The sequence below is a fragment of the Methanomassiliicoccaceae archaeon genome, from assembly GCA_034928305.1.
Taxonomy (GTDB): domain Archaea; phylum Thermoplasmatota; class Thermoplasmata; order Methanomassiliicoccales; family Methanomethylophilaceae; genus VadinCA11.
On sequence record JAYFOZ010000001.1, the window covers coordinates 101,435 to 124,944 of the forward strand.

35 protein-coding genes and 1 tRNA gene are annotated in these 23,510 nt (G+C 54.4%); 26 read left to right on the forward strand and 10 right to left on the reverse strand.

Annotated features, from left to right (window positions below):
- Positions 1-16 precede the first annotated feature (16 nt).
- Positions 17-1,216, reverse strand: a complete 1,200-nt coding sequence (locus VB016_00560) for a DHHA1 domain-containing protein (GenBank protein MEA4977037.1) — start codon at positions 1,214-1,216, stop codon at positions 17-19.
- 83 nt (positions 1,217-1,299) lie between these two features.
- On the opposite strand from VB016_00560, the gene VB016_00565 reads away from it, so the two are divergent.
- The gene (locus VB016_00565; protein MEA4977038.1) at positions 1,300-1,749 is read left to right on the forward strand and encodes an Lrp/AsnC family transcriptional regulator; all 450 of its coding nucleotides are present in this window, start codon (positions 1,300-1,302) and stop codon (positions 1,747-1,749) included.
- 64 nt (positions 1,750-1,813) lie between these two features.
- Positions 1,814-3,634, forward strand: a complete 1,821-nt coding sequence (aspS, locus tag VB016_00570; protein ID MEA4977039.1) for an aspartate--tRNA ligase — start codon at positions 1,814-1,816, stop codon at positions 3,632-3,634.
- Here aspS and gatB read toward each other — a convergent pair whose 3' ends face one another.
- Genes gatB through VB016_00590 form a run of 4 tightly spaced genes read right to left on the reverse strand, consistent with a single transcriptional unit; the run spans position 3,635 to position 7,159 of the window.
- A complete protein-coding gene (gatB, locus tag VB016_00575; GenBank protein MEA4977040.1) occupies positions 3,635-4,975 on the reverse strand; it encodes an Asp-tRNA(Asn)/Glu-tRNA(Gln) amidotransferase subunit GatB in 1,341 nt (446 codons plus the stop codon).
- Entirely contained in the window at positions 4,972-6,297 is a 1,326-nt protein-coding gene (locus VB016_00580; GenBank protein ID MEA4977041.1) for an amidase family protein, read from the reverse strand. The genes gatB and VB016_00580 overlap by 4 nt, the downstream gene beginning before the upstream one ends.
- Positions 6,294-6,566 carry an aspartyl/glutamyl-tRNA amidotransferase subunit C gene (locus VB016_00585; protein MEA4977042.1) on the reverse strand — a complete coding sequence of 91 codons (273 nt, stop codon included), beginning with the start codon at positions 6,564-6,566 and terminating at the stop codon, positions 6,294-6,296. Before VB016_00585 ends, VB016_00580 begins: the two co-directional genes overlap by 4 nt.
- Positions 6,567-6,622: 56 nt before the next feature.
- Positions 6,623-7,159 (reverse strand): DUF2284 domain-containing protein, encoded by a 537-nt coding sequence (locus VB016_00590; GenBank protein ID MEA4977043.1) that lies wholly within the window; start codon positions 7,157-7,159, stop codon positions 6,623-6,625.
- 98 nt (positions 7,160-7,257) lie between these two features.
- Between VB016_00590 and VB016_00595 the strand changes: the two genes are divergently transcribed.
- Complete coding sequence (locus VB016_00595) at positions 7,258-7,791, forward strand: tetratricopeptide repeat protein (GenBank protein ID MEA4977044.1); 534 nt, start codon at positions 7,258-7,260, stop codon at positions 7,789-7,791.
- Positions 7,792-8,007: 216 nt separating this feature from the next.
- Here the strand turns inward: VB016_00595 and VB016_00600 are convergent.
- The 3 genes from VB016_00600 to rnhB form a co-directional block, all read right to left on the reverse strand.
- Positions 8,008-8,085: transfer RNA gene (locus tag VB016_00600), tRNA-Met, on the reverse strand.
- A gap of 64 nt (positions 8,086-8,149) precedes the next feature.
- Positions 8,150-8,482: an SCP2 sterol-binding domain-containing protein gene (locus VB016_00605; GenBank protein ID MEA4977045.1), complete on the reverse strand. Its 333-nt coding sequence runs from the start codon at positions 8,480-8,482 to the stop codon at positions 8,150-8,152.
- A 4-nt stretch (positions 8,483-8,486) separates the two neighbouring features.
- On the reverse strand, positions 8,487-9,131 hold the full coding sequence (rnhB, locus tag VB016_00610) for a ribonuclease HII (GenBank protein ID MEA4977046.1): 645 nt from the start codon (positions 9,129-9,131) through the stop codon (positions 8,487-8,489).
- Between the two features lie 71 nt (positions 9,132-9,202).
- Between rnhB and mptA the strand changes: the two genes are divergently transcribed.
- Positions 9,203-10,087, forward strand: a complete 885-nt coding sequence (gene mptA / locus VB016_00615) for a GTP cyclohydrolase MptA (GenBank protein MEA4977047.1) — start codon at positions 9,203-9,205, stop codon at positions 10,085-10,087.
- 1 nt (position 10,088) lies between these two features.
- On the opposite strand, the gene VB016_00620 is transcribed toward mptA, so the two are convergent.
- Positions 10,089-10,859 (reverse strand): C15orf41 family protein, encoded by a 771-nt coding sequence (locus VB016_00620; GenBank protein MEA4977048.1) that lies wholly within the window; start codon positions 10,857-10,859, stop codon positions 10,089-10,091.
- A 5-nt stretch (positions 10,860-10,864) separates the two neighbouring features.
- Positions 10,865-12,214, reverse strand: coding sequence for an FAD-dependent oxidoreductase (locus tag VB016_00625; GenBank protein MEA4977049.1), 1,350 nt, complete (start codon positions 12,212-12,214; stop codon positions 10,865-10,867).
- A 96-nt stretch (positions 12,215-12,310) separates the two neighbouring features.
- On the opposite strand from VB016_00625, the gene VB016_00630 reads away from it, so the two are divergent.
- The 22 genes from VB016_00630 to VB016_00735 all read left to right on the forward strand — a co-directional run bounded on the left by VB016_00630 (position 12,311) and on the right by VB016_00735 (position 23,509).
- On the forward strand, positions 12,311-12,601 hold the full coding sequence (locus tag VB016_00630) for a GNAT family N-acetyltransferase (GenBank protein ID MEA4977050.1): 291 nt from the start codon (positions 12,311-12,313) through the stop codon (positions 12,599-12,601).
- Positions 12,602-12,671: 70 nt separating this feature from the next.
- Positions 12,672-13,661, forward strand: a complete 990-nt coding sequence (locus VB016_00635; protein ID MEA4977051.1) for an archaeosine biosynthesis radical SAM protein RaSEA — start codon at positions 12,672-12,674, stop codon at positions 13,659-13,661.
- Between the two features lie 4 nt (positions 13,662-13,665).
- Positions 13,666-13,992 carry a DUF5611 family protein gene (locus tag VB016_00640; GenBank protein ID MEA4977052.1) on the forward strand — a complete coding sequence of 109 codons (327 nt, stop codon included), beginning with the start codon at positions 13,666-13,668 and terminating at the stop codon, positions 13,990-13,992.
- Between the two features lie 250 nt (positions 13,993-14,242).
- Positions 14,243-15,241, forward strand: coding sequence for a 50S ribosomal protein L3 (locus VB016_00645; GenBank protein MEA4977053.1), 999 nt, complete (start codon positions 14,243-14,245; stop codon positions 15,239-15,241).
- A 2-nt stretch (positions 15,242-15,243) separates the two neighbouring features.
- On the forward strand, positions 15,244-16,014 hold the full coding sequence (gene rpl4p, locus VB016_00650; GenBank protein ID MEA4977054.1) for a 50S ribosomal protein L4: 771 nt from the start codon (positions 15,244-15,246) through the stop codon (positions 16,012-16,014).
- Positions 16,011-16,292: a 50S ribosomal protein L23 gene (rplW, locus tag VB016_00655; protein ID MEA4977055.1), complete on the forward strand. Its 282-nt coding sequence runs from the start codon at positions 16,011-16,013 to the stop codon at positions 16,290-16,292. Before rpl4p ends, rplW begins: the two co-directional genes overlap by 4 nt.
- Positions 16,293-16,302: 10 nt before the next feature.
- Positions 16,303-17,004, forward strand: a complete 702-nt coding sequence (locus tag VB016_00660) for a 50S ribosomal protein L2 (GenBank protein MEA4977056.1) — start codon at positions 16,303-16,305, stop codon at positions 17,002-17,004.
- A gap of 4 nt (positions 17,005-17,008) precedes the next feature.
- Positions 17,009-17,470: a 30S ribosomal protein S19 gene (locus tag VB016_00665; GenBank protein ID MEA4977057.1), complete on the forward strand. Its 462-nt coding sequence runs from the start codon at positions 17,009-17,011 to the stop codon at positions 17,468-17,470.
- A 10-nt stretch (positions 17,471-17,480) separates the two neighbouring features.
- Entirely contained in the window at positions 17,481-17,930 is a 450-nt protein-coding gene (locus tag VB016_00670; protein MEA4977058.1) for a 50S ribosomal protein L22, read from the forward strand.
- Between the two features lies 1 nt (position 17,931).
- Positions 17,932-18,645, forward strand: a complete 714-nt coding sequence (locus tag VB016_00675) for a 30S ribosomal protein S3 (protein MEA4977059.1) — start codon at positions 17,932-17,934, stop codon at positions 18,643-18,645.
- Positions 18,645-18,848 carry a 50S ribosomal protein L29 gene (rpmC, locus tag VB016_00680; GenBank protein MEA4977060.1) on the forward strand — a complete coding sequence of 68 codons (204 nt, stop codon included), beginning with the start codon at positions 18,645-18,647 and terminating at the stop codon, positions 18,846-18,848. Before VB016_00675 ends, rpmC begins: the two co-directional genes overlap by 1 nt.
- Complete coding sequence (yciH, locus tag VB016_00685) at positions 18,848-19,147, forward strand: stress response translation initiation inhibitor YciH (protein MEA4977061.1); 300 nt, start codon at positions 18,848-18,850, stop codon at positions 19,145-19,147. Before rpmC ends, yciH begins: the two co-directional genes overlap by 1 nt.
- Entirely contained in the window at positions 19,148-19,402 is a 255-nt protein-coding gene (locus VB016_00690) for a ribonuclease P protein subunit (GenBank protein MEA4977062.1), read from the forward strand. It abuts the gene before it with no gap.
- 5 nt (positions 19,403-19,407) lie between these two features.
- Positions 19,408-19,734 carry a 30S ribosomal protein S17 gene (locus tag VB016_00695; GenBank protein MEA4977063.1) on the forward strand — a complete coding sequence of 109 codons (327 nt, stop codon included), beginning with the start codon at positions 19,408-19,410 and terminating at the stop codon, positions 19,732-19,734.
- A gap of 5 nt (positions 19,735-19,739) precedes the next feature.
- Entirely contained in the window at positions 19,740-20,138 is a 399-nt protein-coding gene (locus VB016_00700; protein ID MEA4977064.1) for a 50S ribosomal protein L14, read from the forward strand.
- 9 nt (positions 20,139-20,147) lie between these two features.
- Positions 20,148-20,525 carry a 50S ribosomal protein L24 gene (gene rplX, locus VB016_00705; protein ID MEA4977065.1) on the forward strand — a complete coding sequence of 126 codons (378 nt, stop codon included), beginning with the start codon at positions 20,148-20,150 and terminating at the stop codon, positions 20,523-20,525.
- A complete protein-coding gene (locus VB016_00710; protein MEA4977066.1) occupies positions 20,522-21,229 on the forward strand; it encodes a 30S ribosomal protein S4e in 708 nt (235 codons plus the stop codon). Before rplX ends, VB016_00710 begins: the two co-directional genes overlap by 4 nt.
- Positions 21,226-21,732: a 50S ribosomal protein L5 gene (locus tag VB016_00715; GenBank protein MEA4977067.1), complete on the forward strand. Its 507-nt coding sequence runs from the start codon at positions 21,226-21,228 to the stop codon at positions 21,730-21,732. Before VB016_00710 ends, VB016_00715 begins: the two co-directional genes overlap by 4 nt.
- Positions 21,732-21,878, forward strand: a complete 147-nt coding sequence (locus VB016_00720; GenBank protein ID MEA4977068.1) for a 30S ribosomal protein S14 — start codon at positions 21,732-21,734, stop codon at positions 21,876-21,878. Before VB016_00715 ends, VB016_00720 begins: the two co-directional genes overlap by 1 nt.
- 12 nt (positions 21,879-21,890) lie before the next feature.
- Entirely contained in the window at positions 21,891-22,280 is a 390-nt protein-coding gene (locus tag VB016_00725; protein MEA4977069.1) for a 30S ribosomal protein S8, read from the forward strand.
- Positions 22,281-22,289: 9 nt separating this feature from the next.
- Positions 22,290-22,841 (forward strand): 50S ribosomal protein L6, encoded by a 552-nt coding sequence (locus VB016_00730; GenBank protein MEA4977070.1) that lies wholly within the window; start codon positions 22,290-22,292, stop codon positions 22,839-22,841.
- On the forward strand, positions 22,838-23,509 hold the full coding sequence (locus VB016_00735) for a 50S ribosomal protein L32e (GenBank protein MEA4977071.1): 672 nt from the start codon (positions 22,838-22,840) through the stop codon (positions 23,507-23,509). The genes VB016_00730 and VB016_00735 overlap by 4 nt, the downstream gene beginning before the upstream one ends.
- Position 23,510 lies beyond the last annotated feature (1 nt).

A 23,510-nucleotide genomic window follows, 5' to 3' on the forward strand; every position in this document is an offset into this window, starting at 1 on the left:
TGAACCGTCCGCATGTTTAATTAATATTGCTCAAGGAAAGCGATCTCACGATCGCATCTTCCATGGATTCGAGAAGGTCCTTCGCCCTATCGGGGTCCGGGATCCCTCCCTGCGCGAAATCCGGTTTTCCGCCTCCGCGCCCTCCGAATTTTCCAAGCACATCGGTCAGGACCTTTCTGCAGTCGGTTTTGGTCGAACCCGAAGCCACGACTGCCGAAACGGTCTCGCCGTAGGATACGAAGGCCGCCACGCCGCCCTTCGACTTGACCTTCTCGGCCGCCTCAGCCATAACGGTCCTGTCGGCTCCGTGGACCATGGCGAAATATACGAATGTTCCATTCACGTCTCTGGGTTCCACGGACGAAAGCAGAGCCTTGGACGATTCCTTCAGCGAAGCGCGGTTGTTTTCAAGCTCCCTCTTCATGTTAGACACGGCTTTTACTATGTCCTCGGGCTTGCTGTCAGCGGCCTCCGCGGTCTCCAGACACGTCACTGCAAGTTCCATGGCCGAATCGGCGGCCGCATTTCCGACCCTGAAGTGAACGGCCACGCCGTCCTTTCCGGCCGAGACCTTTCTGTCGACGAAGATCATGCCCAGCTCCGATGTCTCCATAACATGGATCCCGCTGCAGGCCGAATAATCTATATCTCCTATCGCAACCACCGAGATCTCCTCTCCTTCGGGTATGCGGTCTAGTTTTATCCTGACCTTGTCTGCGAGGTCAGGGTCGTCCCTGCTCATCATTATCCTCGATACCGTCAGGTTGTCACGTATGGCGCGGTTGGCGAAAACGACGGCCCTTCGGATGTCCTCCCAGCCGATGTCTTCGTTAACTATCACATACTTGCTTTCAGGCGAGATGAATATTTTCGATATTGTCAGCTCCGGGACCTCTCTTCGGAGGGAACCGAACAGCAAATGTTCCGCGGTGTGCCCCATCATGAGGTCGAAGCGTCTGTCCCAGTCGACGCTTCCCCATACGTCGTCGCCTACACTGTAACTGTGTCCAGGCACCCTGTGTGCCACGTCCCCGTTCTTGTCGTAGAAGGCCTCTGTGACGCGGGCATCGTCCAGCATCCCCGTGTCGCACACCTGTCCTCCGCCCCCCGGATAGAATGCGGTGCGGTCAAGTACGACCAGTTCCCCATCGGTAGACGCCACCCGCGCCTGGAATTCGAATTGGTATCCGTCGTGCCTGAACAATTCTTCCGTCATATTTCGGTAAAACAAGTCCCTATCTAATAAATATACGGAACGGGTTTGTGCATCGGTGGTGCCGGATGTCGGGACTTCGTGATATGGATGACTTAGACAAGCGGATTGTAGAGCTCATTTGCACATCGAGCCAGGGTTCCTATAGACAATTGGCTAAACAAATAGGCGTCCATCCCACGACGCTGATCCAAAGGGTCAAGAATCTGGAGGCCAAGGGGATCATAAACGGATACCGCGCCAAGATAGATTATATGAAACTCGGGTTCGAATATATGGGAATCGTGCACATATATGCCGACAATCTCATTGAAGTTCTCGGGAACCTGAGCAAGGTCCCTCAGGTAGTGGGGATATTCGACGTAACTGGAGACAGCGACGCCATCGCATGGGTGGCCTGCATCGACAGAGAGGAGTTTTCCGAGACCGTGAAGCTTATAAACTCGCAGCCCGGGGTCAAGAAGACCAACACCGCCGTGGTCCTCAGCATCGCCAAGGACCCGTTCGACTTCATACCCGAAATAGTGGATGAATGAGTCAGCGATAATTATTATATATTCCTGCGTTTAGCAGACCTCAGTTTATTCGGAGATCAACCACATGAAGAGAACAAACACCTGCGGAGAGTTAAGGACATCAGACCTGGGAAAAGAGGTCTGCCTCCAGGGTTGGGTCAGGTTCTCCAGGGACCACGGGGGGGTCGCTTTCATCGACCTTGCCGACAGATACGGGATCACACAGATAGTCTTCGACCCCGCAGACCTTCCCTCAGAGACCGACGCGTCCCGTATATCCGACGTGATGAAAAAATTCACTCGTGAGTCTGTGGTCTCCGTTAACGGTGTGGTAAGGGAGAGGGTGGAAGGCACTGCCGACGCCCGCAACCCGACCGGAGAGATAGAGGTTCTGATATCCGATGCCGAGGTCCTGGGAAAGTCGAAGGTCCCGCCGTTCGAGGTCGGAGACCAGAAGGAGGGCGTCCTCCCGAACGAGGACGTCAGGATGAAGTACAGGTACCTGGACCTCAGGCGCACCGAGATGATCGGGGCGATGACGACCAGAAGCAAATTCATGCACCTTGCCCGTCAGTACCTCGAGTCGAAAGATTTTCTGGAGGTAGAGACTCCGATACTGGCACGTTCCACTCCGGAAGGGGCCAGAGACTTCATCGTGCCGTCGAGGGTTCATTCGGGCACGTTCTATGCGCTGCCGCAGTCGCCGCAGCTGTTCAAACAGATGCTCATGGTAGGCAGCATCGACCGTTATTACCAGTTCGCAAGATGCTTCCGCGACGAGGATTCAAGGAAGGACCGCCAGCCGGAGTTCACCCAGCTCGACATGGAGATGTCGTTCATCGAAGAGAAGGACATCCAGGATATGATCGAAGGTCTTATCTCGTTCGTCTGGGACGGATTATATGGAAAGAAGCTCGAGGTCCCGTTCCCCCGCATAGGGTATATGGACGCGATGGAGCGCTTCGGATCAGACAAGCCCGATATGAGGTACGGGCTGGAGTTCGTAAAGCTGACAGATGTCGTGAAAGATGTCCCGTATGAGATATTCCAGAGGATCATGAAGTCCGACGGTATCGTGGCCGGGATCAACGTCTCGGCCGAGCTATCCAAAGGAAGGGTCGGCAGGAACGATATCGACCGTTACATCAACTATGCTAAGAAGGTCGGCCTCGGAGGACTCACATGGATGAAGATCCAGGACGGGGTCCCCACAAGCAACATAACAAAATACTTCACGCCCGAGATACTCGAAGGCATAAAGAATGAGATGAAAGCGGAAGAGGGAGACATTCTTTTCCTGGTCGCAGGGCCATGGAAGTCCACTTACGAGGGAGGCGGCGCCCTGAGAAGGAAGATCGCCGAAGACCTGGACCTGGTGCCCAAGGATGTGTTCCAGTTCTTTTGGCTCGTAGACTGTCCGATGTTCGAAGTGGATCCGGTTTCGGGAAAGCACGATGCGTTCCACCACCCATTCGTGAAGCCTCTGGGCGACATAGACGAAAAGGCGTGCGGAGGAGCATGTTTCGACATATGCCTGAACGGAAACGAGCTCGGCTCCGGATCGCTGAGGATAAACGATCCCGAGATACAGAAGGCGGTTTTCAGGAAATTGGGCAAGTCGGACGAGGACATCGAGGAAGAATTCGGTTTCTTCGTCGAGGCGCTAAGTTACGGTGCACCTCCTCACGGGGGCATCGCCATCGGGGTAGACAGATTCATTTCAATAATCCTCGGAAAAGAGACCATACGCGACGTCATCGCGTTCCCGAAGAACAAGAAGGCCGTATCTTTGCTGGATAACTCTCCCGCCAAAGTCCCCGAGGACAAGCTGGAGGAGCTTCAGATAATGACCCTTTCCATCGACGACCTGGATTTCGAGACGGCGGAAGAAAGCGAAGAGGAGTGATCAGAGTCTTTCTTCGATCAACCTCTTCGTAGCATCCACGATGTCTGCTGATGAGCATGCTCCGCCCGTCTGCTTCATGACGTGGCCGATCACGCGGTTGGCGGCCTTCTCGTTCTTTCGGTAGTCTTCTATCACCGACGGGTTGACGTCGAGATATTCGCCGATCATCGAGTCAAGGTCGGATGAACCACTTCTCACTTCATCGGTGTCCGTGCCGGTAAGGAATGCTCTGATCCGGATGTTGCATTCGGTGTCGGTAATCTCCCCGGCCCTGAATTTACCGACCAAAGATATCACTTCGGCCGTATCTCCTCCGCCGCGTGCCTCGAAGGCCTTCCACCCTGCGCTTACCGCACCCGAGGTCCACATCCTGGCGGTTTCCGCGTCTGTGGCGGCGGCAAGTTCTTCGAACAGATGTGCCAGTTCCACCGACGTCGATACGAACTGCTTGGCTGTTCTCTCGTCGATCCCGTATTCTTTCGAAATGCGCAATGTCATGTTCTGCGGGCTTTCTTTGATCTTCAATCTTTCGGCAAGTTCCTTCACGTTGAATATGCCCAGGTCAGGCTCGTCGATGTACCCGTAGTCGGCCTCCAACTCCTTTTTCCTGACGGAGATCGTGACGCCGCGCTCCTCGTCGAAGCGTCTGGTCTCACGGACCACTTTACCTCCTGCTTTCAGGAGCTTCGTCTGCCTGACCAGCTCGTAAGTGAGGGCCCTCTCGACATTCTTCAGTCCCGTGACGTTCTTTACTTCGCATCTCTCGATGCCCACGGAAATGTTGCAGTCGCAGCGGATGCTGCGCTCTCCGTCGTCCGGGATATCGATGGTGTGGCGTATGTCGCGGATCAGCTGACCGAGGAACTCCCTGGCCTCTGCAGGCGTGGACAGGTCGGGCTCCGTAACTATTTCCGCCAGCGGAATTCCTGAGCGGTTGTAATCTATGAGCGAGGAGAGGTCTCCGACCCTCTTTATTTTTCCCGGGTCCTCTTCGATATGGATACGGGTGATGCGGATCGGTTTCTTGCCGTTTAGATAATACATGCCCTTTTCGCCCAGAGGGCGGTCGTACTGCGTGATCTGGAAGTTCTTCACGTTGTCAGGATAGAAGTATATCTTCCTGGCGAACCACGTGGTGTCGCGGACGGTGCACCCGAGCATCTTGGCGAGCAATATCCCGTATTCTATCGCCTTCCCGTTCATCATGGGCCTCGCGCCCGGAAATCCCAGGCACACGGGGCAGACGTGCGTGTTGGGCGCCGGAGCATCGGTCGTAGGGCACGGGCAGAAAAGCTTCGATTTCGTAGGAAGCTGTACGTGGACCTCCAAACCGATCTTCATATCGAAACCTCCGGTCTGACAGATTCAAAGTTCTTCTCCCACTCTTCGGCGGCCGAGAACAGCACGCCCTCGTCCCATTGGTCCGCAACGAACTGCATCCCTATGGGCATCCCGTCCCGGTCGTACCCGCAGGGTACCGATGCGTGAGGCATCCCCGCAATGTTGGGCGGTCCGGTGAGTATGTCCGCCTTGTATGATTCCAGCGGGGTCATTTTCGATATGTCCGAGAATTTGGGGGATACGAAAGGCATCGTAGGTGTAAGTACGGCATCGCATTCGCCGAGGACGGAACGGTACTCCTCGATTATCGATTGGCGCACCATGCGGGCCTTGGAGTAATAGCGGTCCCTGAAACCTACCATTCGGGTAAAGGTTCCCAGGAGTATCCTGCGTTTGGCTTCCTGTCCGAAATACTGCGAACGGAACGATGTGAAGTAATCATCGAACTTTAGCGAAAGGTCGCCCTCCTGATGTCCGTACCTCATCCCGCAGTAACGTGCCAGGTTTGTAGAGGCTTCGGATGTCGCTATTACATAATAGGCAGGAATGGCGTATTTCAAAGAGGGCATCTCTACGGTAGCGACGTCCACGCCCATGCTTTTCAATGTTTCCAATCCGTTGATGAAGGCCGTTCTGACGTCTTCGGATACGCCCTCCGTAGCGTCCTTCGGTACTGCAACGGACTTCAGCTTCCTGCGGGCGCCCATATCGGGCTGCATACAGGATGTCGGGTCCTTGGGGTCCGATCCCGCCATTATGCCGATGTATTTTCCAAGGTCGGACGCTTTTGCAGAAATAATGCCTATCTTGTCAAGTGAATTGCCGTAATCCAGCAGACCGTACCTGGAAACCCTTCCGTATGTGGGCACCATGCCGTAAACGCCGCAGAAGCTCGCAGGGCAGCATATGGACCCGCCAGTGGAAACGCCTATCGCAACATGGCCCTCCATAACGGCCGCCGCGCATGCAGCGCCACCGGAAGAACCGCCGCAGGACCTTTCGGGGCCGTAAGGGTTCCTGGGAACGCCGAACGCCGAGTTGGTCGAGAAAGTACCGAAGCCGAACTCGTCCATGTTGGTCTTACCTACGAGCATTCCTCCGGCCTCCCTCATCCTGGCTATCGAGGTGGCATCGAACGGCGGGCGGTAGCCCTCCAGTATCTTGGACCCCGAACAGGTCTCCATGTCTTTTGAGGTCAGGTTGTCCTTGGCGGAGAAAAGGAATTTAGCTTCGCCGACCTCCGTGTCGGAGGTAATGGTTCTGAACATCTGATATTTTTCGTTGATCTTCGAAAGTGAAGATAAAATCGACGTGGCGCTCATAGGAGCCTCGGCCCCCTGACATAGTTGTCGTAGGTGTCCATCCCCTCTAGCAGTTTGTCCGGGTCTATTTCCATATGGGGCTCGTCATCCCTCAGGATGTCCGCTACATTTATCGGGTCGATGCCGAAGTTCCCGCAGTCCGGCGCCTCGTCGAGCAACGCGAAATATCCCAGAATGTCGCTCAGGTCCCTGCTGAATGTTTCAAGCTCTTCTTCAGTAAGCTTCAGATGAGCGCTGCGTGCGACTTTCTCCACGGTTTCTCTGTCCATTGCCGGTCAGTCCTCCGAAGGCTCAAACCTGTTATAACCTTTATCGGAGCGGAACATCATTTCCTGGCCTTGCCGATAAAGATTATAGAACTCAATGTGGCAGCGTTGTCTTCGAAGATGAACTTCTTTCCGATCTTCTTTAGGAGGTCCTCCATATCTATGCCGTATCCGCTTATCGAGTCGATCTTCTGGAGAGGATATCTGCATGCTCCGCCCGGATATGTGCACACTCCGCAGTAACGGCATCCCCCATCGCCCAGAACCCTGACGGGAGCGTTCGGCCTGATCATGTCAGCGGCCCGTCTGCAGCTGTCGCTGATATCGTCTCTGGCACGTTTCATTTCTTTTTTGTTCTTCGGATCCAGGACATACCTTTTCATTACCAGGAACGATTCCGGATATGACCTTAGGACTCCGGCGCATTCTTCCAGAGTACCGACTCCCGGAGGGCATCCCCAGTTAGTGCCGTATTCTCCGCATTCGTTCTTCTCGCAAAGGGTCCTGAATTCCTTTGCTTTCGGCGAGGCTTCTGGAACATCTATCTTAGTTACTTCGAAGCCTTCTTCCCTGAGTCTATCCTCGAACTCGTACATCGGACACCCGGTGCAGTATGTCCGAATGGCGATATATCGGTTACTGGTACTCCGAGGGTTAAACATTTAAGCAAAGGGCCCGCTTACTGGTCGATAACATGGCAGACGCTACTGCAGAGAAAAAGATCGCCGCGGCAATGAAGTTGATGGACGACGGCGATTTCAAGAAGGCATACCCCCAGTTCAAGAAGCTGACAGAGGAGTACCCTGAAGACGCCGAGTGCTGGTATGCTCGCGCCGAGTGCGGTAACTACGCGTCCGGAATGTTCGGCGCTAAGATCAAGCCGGAAGAGATAGCGACCGCATACGAGAAAGCATGCGAGCTTGACCCCGAGAACGTGGATTATTATCAGTCGTACGGGCTCTTCTGCATATCGGTCAACAAGTTCGACGATGCTGAGAAGCTCTACAACGAGGCGGCAGAGATGGACGAATCCAGGGCGCCCTCCCTGTACTCCGAGTTTGCAATCGAGTACTACAACATAATCATGGCCAACTATGGCGAGATACCCGATGACCCGAAGGCCGCCGAGGCAGTAAACAAGGCGCTTATACCTTACAAGAAGAAGGCGCTCTCATACATGCTCAAGGCGTTGGAAATGTCCCCCGAGGAAGCAAAATCTCTGCTTTGAAGCGGCACGGACACACTCTAATTCGGCGTACGGATGCCGTACCAAGGATATGGAAATAAGCGTATCTTGCCGCTGCTGTCACTTGCAGTGATTATTGTATTCAATATCATAAGATGCAAATGGTCACTGCTCAGGAGACATATGGTGAGTTTATGTCGATCATACGTTGAAAAAGCAATCCAATTGAGTATTATCTTTCAAAGTTAGATAAAAAGATGGTAGCGAGGGATCGATTTGAACGATCGGTCTCCGGGTTATGAGCCCGACGGGATATCCTGGCTACCCTACCTCGCTATACGTCGCACTATCAGTACTCTGTATTTATCTTTTATGATGTTAACAGCTATTAATTAAATATTCAGAGGAATTTTTTCAGGAACATGAGGTCCTGCAGGTTGCCTTTTATCTTGATCTTCTTGGTGATGTAGGCTTTCATAGGCCTAAGTTCTCCGTCGATCATCGCTTGAAGGTTCTCAGGGGTGGAAATCACGGTGATATCGGAATCGCCCGCGGCCTCGGCCTTGAAATCGGTGATCTTGGAATTCTGTAGCTTCATGCTGTAAAACTCTGTTCCGAGGTCAATGGCGAAGGTCTTGTTGAGATGTGCCAGTTCTTTCCGTAGCTTTTCATCCTCGTCGCTTTTCTTATTGAATTTGTCTACTAGGCCCTGTATCTGTTCCATTAAGGTCATATGTTCACCAATCGCTGATCTTGGTGTTCGCCGCGAGGGATATCAAGCGTCTGACCGGCTCCCAGGAACACCTAGTATATGCGGGGGCACGTCCGTTTTCTTTTATCCACTTTTCTATAAAATCCATTGTTATGCGGTCGCTTGGATAACCGCTGCCTATGTTCGTGCCGAACTCTTTCGAAATCTCCGTTATGCGGCGGTCCCTTGTAACCTTTGCCACGATAGATGCTGCCGAAACAACAGGATATCTGTCGTCCGCTTTGTGTTCGGCAACGACCCTGCAACTACCGCCGCACTTCGAACGCATGGATCCGGAGAAGTTCCCCTCATTAATATCGGGGCAGTCCGCATATACGGTTCCAGCGGACAGTTTATTGAACGCTTCCGTAAACATGTTGAGCTCAATTTCGTTCAGTGAAATGTAATTCCGCTGTCTGTCTATTTCCTCGGCGGAAATCTCTATCACACTGGTATCGTAGCTCTCGACGAGCTCGGCGTATATGGACTCCCTCCTTCTGGGAGTAAGTTTTTTAGAATCCTTTACTCCGAGGGACATCAGGCCCTCGTCGTTATCTGTTCGTACGATGCCCACTATGAGGGGGCCCATTACAGAGCCTCTGCCCGCTTCATCGATTCCGCAATATACCACCAGATCACCCGTATACCAGAAAAAAAGTAACCATATATATTTTAAGTCAAGTCGTGCCTACAGAACAGAACATGAATTTAAAGTGTGATGTTCAGTACGGAAAGGCCGACACGGGCTTCAGATTGACCCGAGTCGGTGTCACCGGTGTCAGAAAACCCATAATCGTGAAAAGGAAGGGAGTCAATAACGAGCTCAACAGGGCCCTGAACTGCACCATCGATATTTTCGTAGATCTTCCTGCAGAGCAGAAAGGCTCGCACATGTCACGCAACGTGGCAGTTCTAACCGATGTCGTTCTCGAAAGCATATCCAAACCGGTGGTCGGCCTGGAGGTCGTGGCCGCCGACATGTGCGAAAGGCTCCTGGTGCACCATGAATACGCCAAGGTCGCAGGAGTTTACATCACCACAGATTACTTCAAGCCCAGCATGACGCCTAACGGAAGGGAGACCTACGAGGTCTACAAACTGATCGCAAAGGCGACCGCCGTCCGCGACGAAGGTATCCGCAAGACGATCGGTGCCGAGGTCATCGGTATGACGGCATGTCCATGCGCCCAGCAGACCGTTACGGAGATAATGGAATGCAGCGGAGCAATGCCGGTAATTTCGCATAACCAGAGGAATATCTGCACGGTGACAGTTACCACAGGCGAGGACCAGGAGATCGAGGCCGATACGCTGATAGACCTGGTCGAAGCATCGTTCTCTTCCCCGACTTACGAACTTCTGAAAAGGGAGGACGAGGGGAGGGTCGTGATAAACGCACACAAGAACCCCAAGTTCGTCGAGGATGTCGTGAGGGGCGTGCTCAAAAGGATAGTCGATAGATTTCCGGGCCTTCCTGACGATACAGATATCATGGTCAGGAGCGAATCGGAAGAATCGATACACAAGCACAATGCTTTCGCCCAGAGGGAAGCCACACTGGGCGAGCTGAAAGAAGAGGCCGAGTGATTCACTCGACCGGTTCTTCTATCGGTTCAAGTTTCTTTTCCAATATCGAGATGTCGGAGACGAATATGCCTTCCGGCAACTCCAGGTCCTCCAGGCAGCCGACCCAATAAACCACGACGCCCGGACCGAAGATCTCGGTGTATGGTATGAGTTGCTTGCGCGCGTTGAACCTGAACTCGATATTATCGCCGAACGAGGCTTTGCTCTCTATCCAATAGATCTTCTTGCCCTCGTACATCATCGGCTTGTCCAAGAGGCTGTCGGGCGTCTTCTCAAATTCCCCGCGCAGGTCGTTCTCGGTCCTGTATCCTATGCCCTGGCCGTTAAGCCAGTTCTGAAGGAGGCTCTCGCCCCATTCTCCCCGCTCCTTCTGTTTCTGAGTGCCGTAGGGGGAGTATATCAGGTCGTTCTCGGTGACCTCCATCAGTTCATTGGCCGTATCTTCGCCTTCAAGCGTATCGGGGTCCTTTACAAATTCCCAGAACTGCTTTTTGGAGGCGCCATCCTCCTGGAATATCATCATGGCCGTGAGTATCGGAGGGAAGCGGTTGCTTTCGGCGATCTCCATAAGCGTCTTTCCCTTTTTCCAGTCCTTAAGCATGTATTTTGCGTTCTTTTTGACAACATAGAAACGTTTCTTCACGTCTCTGGATGTTTTCTGTGTGAAAAGCGACTCGAGCATTCTTCGGTCGTAGCCTTCGGATTCGAATGTCTTTACATCGGCGGCCGTCTTGAGGCCGTTGTATATTCTCTTGTATTCAGCGTAGTCCATCTTAATCAGCCGCTAAGGTTGTGTACTAGGTCCTCTGCAGCCGAAAGCACTACGTCTCTGACCATCGAGGTGGGAGGACAGTATGCATTCTCGCCCGTCGCGAGAAAGTCTTCGGCGGTTATTCCGAAGAGGACGGCCGAAGTAAGCCAATTTATGCGGCCCGTGGCGTCCTCTCCTGCAATTATCTGTGCCCCAACGATCCTGTGGGACGATCGGTCGGCAGCTATCTTGACGATCAGGGTCTTCCCGCCCGGCGAATATCTGGCCCTTGTAAATCCTTCCGCCTTCCCCTCGACCGTGGATATGCCGTACCAGGAGGCGAGCCCCTGGGAAAGCCCGGTACCGGCAATCTGAACATCACCGATCACGCTGACCCACGGACTGGCGGTTTCTCCGAAGATTCCGTGGTCTCCCGCGGCGTTCCTTCCTGCGACATCGCCCTGCTTGACTGCGGAAGAGCCGAGCTGGCTCATCGTCGGGCCGGGCATTGCGGCAGACTGGCACTGTATGAGGTCTCCCGCAAGGAATATGTCCTTCACCAGGCGTCCCCTCTTATAAGGCTGGAGGGTCGGGGACACAGCCACGGCGCCGAGCTGACCGATGTCAAGTCCCAGTTCCTTCGGTATATCGAGGTTTGCACGGACGCCCGTAGCGAAGATGACCATGCCGCACGGATATTCCTTTCCTGCGGCCTTCACTGCCGAGACCACCTTATCGCCCAGCACGGCCTCGACAGGCGCCTTGAGGACAATTTTAACGCCCAGGTCCTCCAAGTGCTTCTGCACTGGAGCGGCCATGTCGGAATCGGCTATGCGCGGTATCACTTGGTCCATCATCTCTATGACGGTAACGTCCTTGCCTGCTTTTCGAAGGGCGACGGCCATTTCCAATCCTATGACGCCTGCGCCGGCGACCACGATTTTCTCTATTTTCTTCATGCGGCTTTCTATATCCTTCCCGTCCCTGATGGTCCTCACATTGAACACTCCCTCGAGGGCCACTCCGGGAATCGGCGGAACGAAAACCTTACCGCCGGTGGCTATGACCAAAGAGTCATATGCGTATTTTTTACCCTTCGCAACGACTTCCTTTGTTTCTGCATTAACAGATTCAACTTTCGTTTGTATCAGAACGTTGATGTTTTTCTTTTCGGCATAATATGCCGTATCGTGCATCACAATGCTGTTCCAGCTGTTCTTTCCCTCGAGCACCCAAGGTATGGCGCAGGGCGAATATGCAATGTCCTCGTCCTCGGTAATCACTGTTATCTCAGAAGCAGGATCAAATTTTCTGGCCGAGGATGCCGCAGTCATGCCAGCAGCCCCTGAGCCTATGATTATTATTTTTTTAGCCATGTGGCTTACCGGACGGGGGATTAATATAAACCAATATTAACGTTTCCTGGTGCGACGTACACCAAACGGTCTTTTTCAGTCATAGAAAACAATATCATCGCTCAATGCAGTCGCCACCGCATGGGCACAGATATCGGGCACGACGCATCAGGTTGCATATTCAAAGTTTACGTAGAGGGCGAAGAGGCCGGATACCTTTCGTACAATTTGGATTCTGGCTCATTCGACATAGAACACACGGTCGTAGATCCATCTTTCAGGGGTTGCGGCCTGGGGAAGGCGTTGGTGGAGGCCGCAGTTCAGTACGCTAAGGAGAAGGGTTTGGAGATACGTCCTTTTTGTTCTTACGCTCGCGTACTGCTCGAAAAGCAAGGCCAGCCCCTCTAATCGAGGTCTTGAACCAACAATTCCGGTATTAGGAAAGAATATAACGCAGGCTGCGATTGGTTGTCTGGATATGAAGGAAAGGAACCCGTCGGAACCGGAAGCGGTCTGGAAGGAAAAGGACGTTTCGTCAGGAAAGACAGTGGACGCCATGGTGGCAATCATGCGTACCAGCGGATGCCGCTGGGCAAAGGCCGGGGGGTGCACAATGTGCGGATACAGACAGGCCTCGATCCCCGATATGACCGAAGCGGACCTGATGTCCCAGGTAGATAATATAGTCGAAAGGTACAAAGGCGAACCCTTCGTAAAATTCTACACTTCCGGAAGTTTCCTCGACACAGGGGAGATTCCTATTGCAGTCAGAGAGAGAATATTTGATGAGTTCTCGCAATGCGAAAGGATACTCATAGAGAGCCGTCCGGAGTTCGTACACGAAGACACCGTAGCCTCGCTTCCGAAGATTATGACCATAGCGCTGGGTCTTGAGAGTTCGGACCCCGAGGTACTGCGCACATCCATCCATAAGGGTTTTACGCCGGATGAAAGCAGGAAGGCCGGGATAAGAATACATGATGCCGGACTTTCGGTACGCACTTATTTATTGCTCAAACCAATCTACATGATGGAGAGCCAGGCTATAGAAGATTCTGTCAGGTCGGCATTGTTCGCCGACCCTTATTCTGCCGAGATCTCAATAAACCCGCTGAACATTCAGTACGGTACACAGACGGAACGGCTATGGAAGCGCGGAGAGTTCAGATCTCCATGGATATGGTCTCTGGTCGAGGTCTTCAGGCGTCTGTCTGGAAACGTAAGTGCCAGACTGATGTCTTCGCCATCAGGTGGAGGCTCTCAGAGGGGAGTGCATAACTGCGGCGAATGCGACCGCAGTGTATTGGACGCAGTGGAAAAGTTCTCCTTCTCGCAGGACATCCGCGACCTGGATGCAAGCTGTGCATGCGTTGAAAAATGGAAAGATTATCTCAGGGCCGAGAAAATGCTGGGTACATCGGCCGACCTCGAAAGGGGAATAATTAACGATCTGGCACTTAGGATGTAAGCATATGGTTGACTACGACATTAAGAAAGGTTGGGCAGGCAAGATCGAAGGTGACGGGCTCGAGACCCTGATGAAAGAAACTTTCGGCAACGCCGAAAGGAGGGGCGGAGCAGTGGTCTCGAAGTACGGGGTGCTCGAAAAAATAGAGGCCGAAATGACTTCTAAGGCGGTACTTCGCCTCGAGACGACGAACGTCACAGGCCCTATGAAAGACGACGAGATCCTGGACACCAAGAGGAAGCTCAATGTTTTCGTAGAGGCGGCCACCGGTTTCGATGTCAAGGCACGCAAGAAACGTGCCCAGGACAAGGCCAAGAAAGGAACGCTCTGAGAAATCACGACCTCTCGCCCCTTTTTTTCATATATATGGGGCAGAGGTTTTAAGTACAACATGGGAATACCATCGCTAGATTGGACTATATGATGTCCGACCAGACGCACGGGCTATGCTGTCGCATCCCATGCTCGCCCCGTACAAAATTTGATTTTGGGGCTGAACAGGCGTCACGGTCGGAATATCCAGACGTTCCGTCGATTAAGACAGCGAGGTTAGCGAAGAGACCCTCGCAGGAAGTGAAAAAATGTCACAGAGGAGACGTCCAAAGAGAGGATCCAAGGGATACGGCCCTAGGAAAAGAGCGCCGGCACAGAGGCCTAGGTTGGACTCTTGGCCTGAGGTCAGCGGTGCCCCCAAGATACAGGGTTTCGCAGGCTACAAGGCTGGGATGACACATGCCTTCATCGTCGATAAGCGCGCCAAGAGCACGACATCGGGCATGGAGGTCCAGACCCCGGTAACCGTTATCGAGGTGCCCCCCATGAAGATAGCCGCGGTAAGATTCTATGAGAACAGCACGCTTGGTCTGAAGACCGCCGGCGAGGTTTGGGCAAAGGACCTGGACCCCCTTCTTGAAAGGAAGATGAGGGTACCCAAGGAACACACTGCCGAATCTTTCGCCAGGTATGACGGTCTGGACATCGAGGATATACGCGTTCTCGCATACACGCAGCCCAAGCTTGTCAGCGGAGTCCCCAAGAAGGTCCCCGAGCTGATGGAGCTGAGGATCGGCGGAGGCACTATCGCAGAGAGGCTCGCCTACGCCAAAGGGATCCTGGGAAAAGAAATGACAGTAACCGACTTCGCCCCTGAGGGAGCGTTTGTCGATGTAATCGCGATCACCAAGGGAAAGGGATTCCAGGGCGCTACCAAGCGCTGGGGAGTCAAGCTTCTGTCCCACAGGAACAGCAAGCACCGCCGCATGATCGGTAACCTCGGACCCAAGAGGCCCGGATACGTAAGGGGAACCGTTCCCATGTCCGGTCAGATGGGATACCACCAGAGGACCGAGTGCAACAAGAAGATCGTCAAGGTAGGAGAAGAGGGCGCCGAAATCAACCCTAAGGGCGGTTTCCTCAACTACGGAGAGGTAAGGAACACTTACATTCTCGTGCGCGGGTCGGTTCCCGGTCCCACCAAGAGGATCATCAGGCTGAGAGATGCAACAAGACTGCCCAAGAAGGCCGACACGGGAGTACCTGAGGTAACGTACGTGTCCACCGAATCCAAGCAGGGGGCATGAGGATGAAACAGACAAATGTTTACAATGTAAGCGGAGAGGTTTCCGGAAAAACGGACGTCCCCGCAGCCTTCGAGACCACATACAGGCCTGACATAATCAAGAAGGCCGTTCTCGCGGCAGCCGCCAATTCCAGGCAGCCCTACGGACCTAACAAAGGGTCCGGACAGAGGCACTCCGTCAGCACATGGGGAAAGGGACGCGGTGTCTCCCGTGTACAGAGATTGAAGGACGGAAGGAAGGGTGCACAGTCCCCCAACAACGTCTCCGGACGCAGGGCACACCCCCCGATGCCCGAGAGGAAATGGGAACAGAAGGTCAACAAGAAGGAGCTGGCTATTGCACGCAAGTCCGCACTTGCCGCCACTGGCGACGCAGAGTGTGTGAAGAACCGCGGGCACAAGTTCGACGACACAGTATCATTCCCGATCGTGGTCGAGGATGCCTTCCAGGATATCGCAACCACTGCAGGAGTGGCCGAGTTCTTTGACAGGATCGGCATCGGATACGACGTCGACCGCGCCAAGGACGGAACCAAAATCCGCGCAGGAAGGGGAAAGATGAGGAACAGGAAGTACCGCACCCCCGTGTCCATACTCGTAGTTGTCTCGGACAGGGAAGTACCGGTCTTCAAGGGCGCCTCCAACTTGGCAGGCGTCGAGGTGGAGACCGTCGGCACGCTCAACACGAGCAACCTGGCTCCCGGAGGGGACGCAGGAAGGCTCACGGTGTACACCCAGTCAGCATTCGCAAAGATAGGAGAGTGGACACAGTGAAGCAGAGCGATGTTCTGATCAGACCGTATGTTACAGAGAAGTCGATGAACCACACGTCCGGAACCCCCACACAGGGATTCAGGGACGGGAACAGGATCGAATTCATTGTTCACAGGCAGGCTGACAAGCCGACCATCAAAGCAATCTTCGAGGAGCGCTTCGAGGTCAAGGTCGAAAGGGTCTGGGTAAGAATAGAGAAAGACGGCAAGCACGCCATCATCAAGCTTGCGGAGGGATACTCCGCAGAGGATGTAGGCATGAGGGTCGGAGTATTCTGAGGTGAGATGAATGGGAAAGAGATTGAGAACACAGAGAAGGGGGCGCGGAACGCCCCTCTACCGCTCTCCCAGCCACAGGCACGTTGACGATGTCAAGCTGCCCCCTATGAACGAGGGCACAGGAATCATCGCCGACCTGATACAGGCGCCCGGCAGAACATGCCCCCTCGCCGTTGTGGATTTCGGCGGAAAGTTCGACTACCAGCTTGCAGCCGAGGGGATGAAGGTCGGTCAGACGGTCGACGTCGGCGGCAACACAGTCAAGCCCGGTAATATCACGGTGCTGTCCATGATTCCCGAAGGGACATTGGTACACAACATCGAGGGCAAACCGGGAGACGGAGGAAAGTTCGTGAAGACCGCAGGCACATCCGCCACGGTCGTCAGCAGAGGCGACGCCGTCGTCCTTCAGATGCCTTCGGGCATACTCAAGGAGTTCCACCCCACATGCCGCGCAGCGATTGGAATAGTCGCAGGCGGCGGAAGGGTCGAAAAACCGCTCGCTAAGGCCGGCAGCAACATGCTGGCCCTCAGGTCCAGGTCCAAGGCCAACAAGCATGTCAAGGGAATCGCCATGAATGCTGTGGACCACCCCCACGGAGGAGGAGGCCACCCGCACGTCGGAGGACCGAACTGCCAGAAGAGGACGGCATCGCCCGGACAGAAGGTAGGGTTCATTGCCAAGAAGAAGAGAACCAATGGTAAGAGGTAATTAAATGGCTAAGAAAATAATCCAGGGGTCGGCCAAGGCATCCAGGCGTAGGACCAGGAAGAAGGCGTCAGCGATCCAGTCCAGGAGGAAGAAGGAGTTCCTCTACCGCGGGTTCACAATGGACGAGCTCGTGGTGATGTCCTTCGACGAGATACTCGGACTTCTGCCCTCCAGGGCCAGGAGGACGTACCTGCGCGGGCTCAACTATGAGCAGCAGCTTCTCTTCGATGAGCTGACCGTCGCCGAGAAGACGATCAGGACCCACCGCAGAGACCTCCCGATAATCCCGCAGTTCGTCGGAAAGACCGTTGCCGTCTATAATGGCAAAGAATTCAAAGAAGTGGAGATCAAACCCGAGATGATCGGGCACTTCCTCGGAGAGTTCGTATTGAACAGAAAGGCGCCGCAGCATTCAGGACCCGGTGTCGGTGCGACAAGGTCCTCTAAGTTCATGCCGTTGAAGTGAGGTGAAGATTATGAGTTCAGGATATACAGCAACATCTGACCCGGACATCTCTGCCAAAGCGGTCGGCAAGGACATGCCTGTTTCCCCCAAATTCGCCCGCGAGGTCGTAGGAATGATCCGCGGAAGGAAGGTCGAGGAAGCGGCAGTGATGCTTGAAGAGGTCATCGCAAAGAAGAGGGCAGTCCCGCTGAAGAGATACAACAAGCGTGTGTCCCACAAAGCAGGCATAGGCCCCGGAAGATACCCCGTGAAGGCGGCCAAGGCGATCCTCTCGATACTCGAGAGCGCATCGTCCAACGCCGAGTACAAGGGACTGGACGTCTCCAGCATGTCCATAGCGACCATTTCGATAGCCAGGGGCGTGACCATTCCCGGTCACATGCCCAGGGCGCACGGAAGGGCGACGCAGTGGAACCAAGAGACGGTCAATATAGAAGTAATAATTGAGGAGGTTGAGTGAAATGGCATCTGAGAGGAAGTTCGTTTCCGAGAACATACGCAGGGTCCTTCTGAAGGAGTTCCTTATGAAAGAGGTCAGCCGCGCAGGTTTCGGCGGGCTCCAGGTGCAGAGGGGACCTAACGGTACCCGCGTGGAGCTCACCACCGAGAGGCCGGGCCTGGTCATTGGACCGCACGGACAGACGATTAAAGCATTGACTGCAGCTATCAAGAACGATTTCAACTTCGAGAACCCCTTTATCGAGGTCGTCGAGGTCGAGAACGCAAACCTGAATGCCCAGATCATGGCCGAGAAGCTCGCCTTCTCGCTCGAGAGAGGATGGCACTTCCGCAGGGCAGGGCACTCCACGGTCCGCAGGATCATGGACTCCGGCGCACGCGGGTGTCACATAATCCTCGCCGGAAAATTGACCGGACAGAGGCACAGGACCGAGAAGTTCAAAGAGGGCTACATCAAGTTCTGCGGAGAACCCAGCGAGATATTCATCACCCGCGGGTTCGCCGTGGCCAAACTCAAGATGGGCGTAATCGGTGTGACCGTCGAGATCATGGACCGCGACGCCAGGCTGCCTGACGATATATTGATCGTCAGCAAGACCGAGGCCGCAGAGCTACTCCCCGACATATTCAGGACCGAGCAGACCCAGGTCGCAGAGCCTGTTGCAAAGCCCGTTGCGAAGACTGTTGCGAAGCCAGCCGTCAAGGAGGCCCGTTAATGGCGTCCATCAAAGCGGCCGACATCAGGAACATGAGCGCCGAAGAGCGCAACCAGAAGCTCAAAGAGCTCCGCAACGAACTGATGCATGAGAGAGGAGTCTCCGCCACCGGCGGAGCCCCTACAAGCCCCGGAGCGATCCGCGCACTGAGATTGAACATCGCCAGAATTCTTACTATCCAGAAGGAGGAGGAAGAAATCTGATGGGTGGGATCTGTCCTGTTTGCGGGCTTCCGGAAGAACTGTGCATGTGTGAGGAAATCGCACGTGGACAGCAGAGCGTCAGGATATCGGTGGACAGCCGCAGGTACGGCAAAATGGTCACGGTAATCGATGGCATCGATGAGAATGACATTAACATCGCGGACCTGGCGAAACAGCTGAAGAACAAGTGTGCGGCCGGCGGAACCTATAAGGACGGACGCATCGAGCTTCAGGGCGATCACAAGAAAAAAGTGAAAGCAACCCTCGAAGAGATGGGCTTCACGACGGAAGTAAGATGAATGAAAAAGGTGGACCTCATGAGAACTGAACTCATTGGATTGGACGTGGAAGTGCTGTCAGCACCATACTCGGGAATTACCGGTAAAGTGGTCGATGAGACCAAGAACACGTTCACCATCGAATCGGCCGGAACTGAGAAAATGGTACCCAAACCAGGCAATGTGTTCAGATTCGCCATGCATGAAGGAAAAATCGACCTCAACGGGTCGGAGATCCTTTTCAGGCCCGAGGACAGAATCAAAAAAGTAAGGTGAATATTATGACAGCCAGAAACATTGGAATCGACGTAAAGGCCCCCGAGGCGGAATGCACCGACCCGGACTGCCCGTTCCACGGCAGCCTCCCGGTCAGGGGGCAGATTATCGACGGCGTCATCGCATCCGTCAAAATGGACAAGACGGCAGTGGTTGAACGCACGCTCACAAGATACGATCAGAAATACGAGAGATACGAGAAGAGGACGAAACGCTACTCCGCACACCTCGCGCCCTGCATGGCCGTGAAGGTAGGCGACAAGGTCACCATCATGGAGTGTCGCCCTCTCTCTAAGACCGTATCATATGCGGTTATCGCAAAGAGGGAGTGAGCAGGATGAAGGGAATCGCAGGTAACCAGACGAACGGTCTGATAGTAGGCTCCCGCCTCAACGTGATAGACAACACCGGCGCCAAAGTGATCGAGATCATAACGGTGCCCAGCTACCACGGTGTCGCAAGGAGGCTTCCTTCCGCCGGCGTAGGTGACATGGTCATCGCGTCGGTGAAGAAAGGCACTCCCCAGATGAGGAGGCAGATCGTTTTCGCAGTGATCGTCCGCCAGAGGCGCGCCATGAGGCGTCCCGATGGGACCATGGTGTCCTTCGAGGACAACGCCGCGGTCATCGTGACCGACACCGGAGAGACTAAAGGTACCGACATAAAGGGACCAGTGGCCAGAGAGGCCGCAGAGAGATGGCCCCGCGTGTCTGCGACCGCCAACATTATTGTGTGAGGCATCAGGATGGCAGCAAGCAGCAAAGCAAGGGTCCAGAGAAAGAGGCAGGCGAACGCGCCGGCCCACGTAAAGAGAAAGATGGTCTCATCCCACCTGAGCGACGCCCTCCGCGAGAAGTACGGGGTACGCACCGCGAGGGTCTGTAAAGGCGACACGGTCGTCATACTCAGAGGGAACGAGGATATCCGCGACATCGAGGGCAAGGTCCTCGATGTGTTCACCGATACCGGTCGCGTATCCATAGAGGGCATTACGATTAACCAGGCCGACGGGACCGCCACTGTGCGCCCCATCCACGCCTCCAACCTCGTCATCGTCAAGTTGAACGATGAAGATGCATGGAGGATGGACGCCCTGGAGAATAAGAAGGAGGCTAAACAATGAGCGACCACATGAAAAGACTGGCCGCGCCCAGATCCTGGCCCATCAAAAGGAAATCCAGCGTCTGGACGGCCAAGCAGTCTCCCGGAGCACACTCCGTGGAGAACAGCATGCCCGCGGTCACCATCCTAAGGGATATGATCGGGGTCTGTGACACCGCGAGGGAGGCCAAGAGAATCATCGGAAACCGTGAGGTGCTCGTCGACGGGAAGCCCGTCAAGAGCCCCAAGGAGCCCGTAGGAATAATGGATGTCATTTCGATACCGAAGATGAACGTCCATTACCGCATTCTCCTGACCGATAAGGGAAAACTTACCGCAACGAAGATCGCCGAGGACAGGTCCACGTGGACACTCTGCAGAATCGAGGGCAAGACTATCCTGAAGGGCGGAAAGTACCAGATCAACATGAGCGGCGGAAGGAACATCATCCTGGACAAGGACGAATACAAGACCGGAGACACCCTCAAGATCAACTTTGGGGACCAGAAGGTCCTGGCGCACTACGGCCTCGTTGCCGGCGCATCGGCCATGATCATCGAAGGCGTGCACGCCGGAAAGGCGGAGACCGTCTCCGAGTACCTGATCACCAAGAGCAACGGTGCAAACGTCGTCAAGTTCGAGGGCGGGGCGGAGACTGTAAAGAAGAACGTTTTCGTAATAGGCGGAAAGAAGCCGGAGATCATACTGCCGGGGGCATCTGAATGACCGGGATGAAAGAAATCCACATCGAGAAAGTCGTAGTCAACATCGGCGTCGGCGAGGCGGGCGAGAGGCTCGTCAAGGCTCAAAAGGTCCTCCAGATGGTCACTAAGCAGAAGTCTGTGCAGACCATATCGAAGACGGTCAACAGGGACCTGGGAATACGTGTAGGCATGCCCCTCGGGTGCAAGGTCACCCTCAGAGGCGAGGTTGCAGACACCTTCCTGAAGAAAGCCCTGTCCATAAGGGAGAACCGCATTCAGAAGTACTCTTTCGACAAGGAAGGAAACATGTCGTTCGGAATATCCGACTATACCGACTTCGAGGGAATGAAGTACGACCCCGAGATAGGAATCTTCGGGATGGACGTAAGCGTAGTTCTCAGAATGCCCGGCAGCAGGATCGAGCGCAGAAGGCTCCTCACCAAGAGGATCCCTAAGTCCCAGCGCGTGGACCGCGGAGAAGCGATCCAATTCATGATGGACACGTACAACATCGAGGTGGAATGATGAAGCCTAAGAAACAGTTCGGAAGGGCGGTTGGATGCACCCGCTGCGGACGCAGAAGGGGAATAATCAGAAGGTACGGGATGCACCTGTGCCGCCAGTGTTTCAGGGACATCGCGCCGGAACTGGGATTTAAGAAGTATTCGTGAGGTGATGATGAAATGCAGAGCGATCCACTCAATGACGCCATGTGCGTAATGAAAAATGCAGCTACGAACGGAAAGAAAGAGTGTACCATTTCGCTGTCCTCAAAACTAATCGGCCGCGTGCTGAAAGTTATGCAGGACCACGGGTACATCAATCAGTTCGAGTACGTAGAGAACGGGAAAGCCGGAGAGTTCCATGTGATGCTCAAAGGCGCAATAAACAACTGTGGCGTGATCAAGCCCAGGTATTCGGTCGGAAAAGACGAGATCGAGAAGTTCGAAGCGAGGTTCCTCCCCGCCCAGGACTTCGGACTCCTCATAATGACCACTACCGCAGGAGTGATCACACAAGACCGTGCCAAGGAGCTCGGAATCGGCGGGAAACTGCTGGCATACGTATACTGAGGAATAAAGATGACAATAGCAGGGATAATCGAAAGCACCATCGCCATCCCGACAGGGGTCACCGTCACGAAGGACGGGACCACCGTCAAGGTCAAAGGACCTAAGGGAGAACTGAGCAGAAACTTCGCACACCCCAGCGTTAACGTTGCTGTCGACGCACAGCACGTGGTAGTCAGTTGCGAGTACCCTAAGAAACAGGAGAAAGCAATGGTCGGAACATTCGCCGCTCATGTGAGGAACATGGTACGCGGCGTGACCGAGGGCTACACCTACGGACTCAAGGTAGTGTACTCGCACTTCCCGATGAAGGTCGTTGTGAAAGGCGACCATGTCGAAGTGAGCAACTACCTCGGAGGCCACGCCATGCGCTTCGCGGACATCGTCCGCGGATGCAAGGTCAAGGTCAACGGCGCAGATGTAACGGTCGAGGGTATCGACGTGGAGGCCTGTGGACAGACCGCGGCCAACATAGAGAGGGCGACCAGAAGGCTCGGATTTGACAAGAGAACATTCCAGGACGGAATATACATCGTCCACAAATCCCACAAGGTGAAAGAATGACCGTAAAGAACTTCAATGACCTTCCTGGCTTCAAAAACGAGAACCTGGCAGAGCTCAAGGCCATGGGCATCACCACGGTCTCCGAGCTCGCAGAGGCCCTCAATGACGAAGGCAAGATCAAAGAGATAATCAAGAACCTCTCGGGAGTCGGTCCCAAGACCGCCGAGAAATGGAAGGACGCTATCGGAACGCCCGAGGAGTCCGCCGCCGAGGAAAAGGCGGAGGAATCAAAGGTCGTCGAGTCCGGAGAGCAGAGCGGATACATAGTCAAGGCCAAGCCGGTGCTCAGCGACGAGACCGTCGATGCGCTTGCAGTCAGAGCGATCATAAGTGGCCGCAGGCCTGCCTTCAAGAGGCAGGAGTGGTTCAGGTACGCAAAGCTCGGAGACAGCTGGAGAAGGCCGAAAGGTATCCACTCAAAGATGAAGAGGAACCTTAAGAGGCGCCCCCCGGTGGTCGACATAGGGTTCCGCGGACCCGTATCGGTCAGGGACCTGCACCCCTCTGGATTCCAGGAAGTGCTTGTCTATAACGTAAAAGGACTGGAAGACATCGATTCCAAGGTCCAGGCGGCCCGCATAGGCGGAACCGTGGGGACCAAGAAGAGGATCGCCATAGAGGACAGGGCAACCGAGCTCGGCATAAGGGTCCTAAACAGGATGGTGTGAA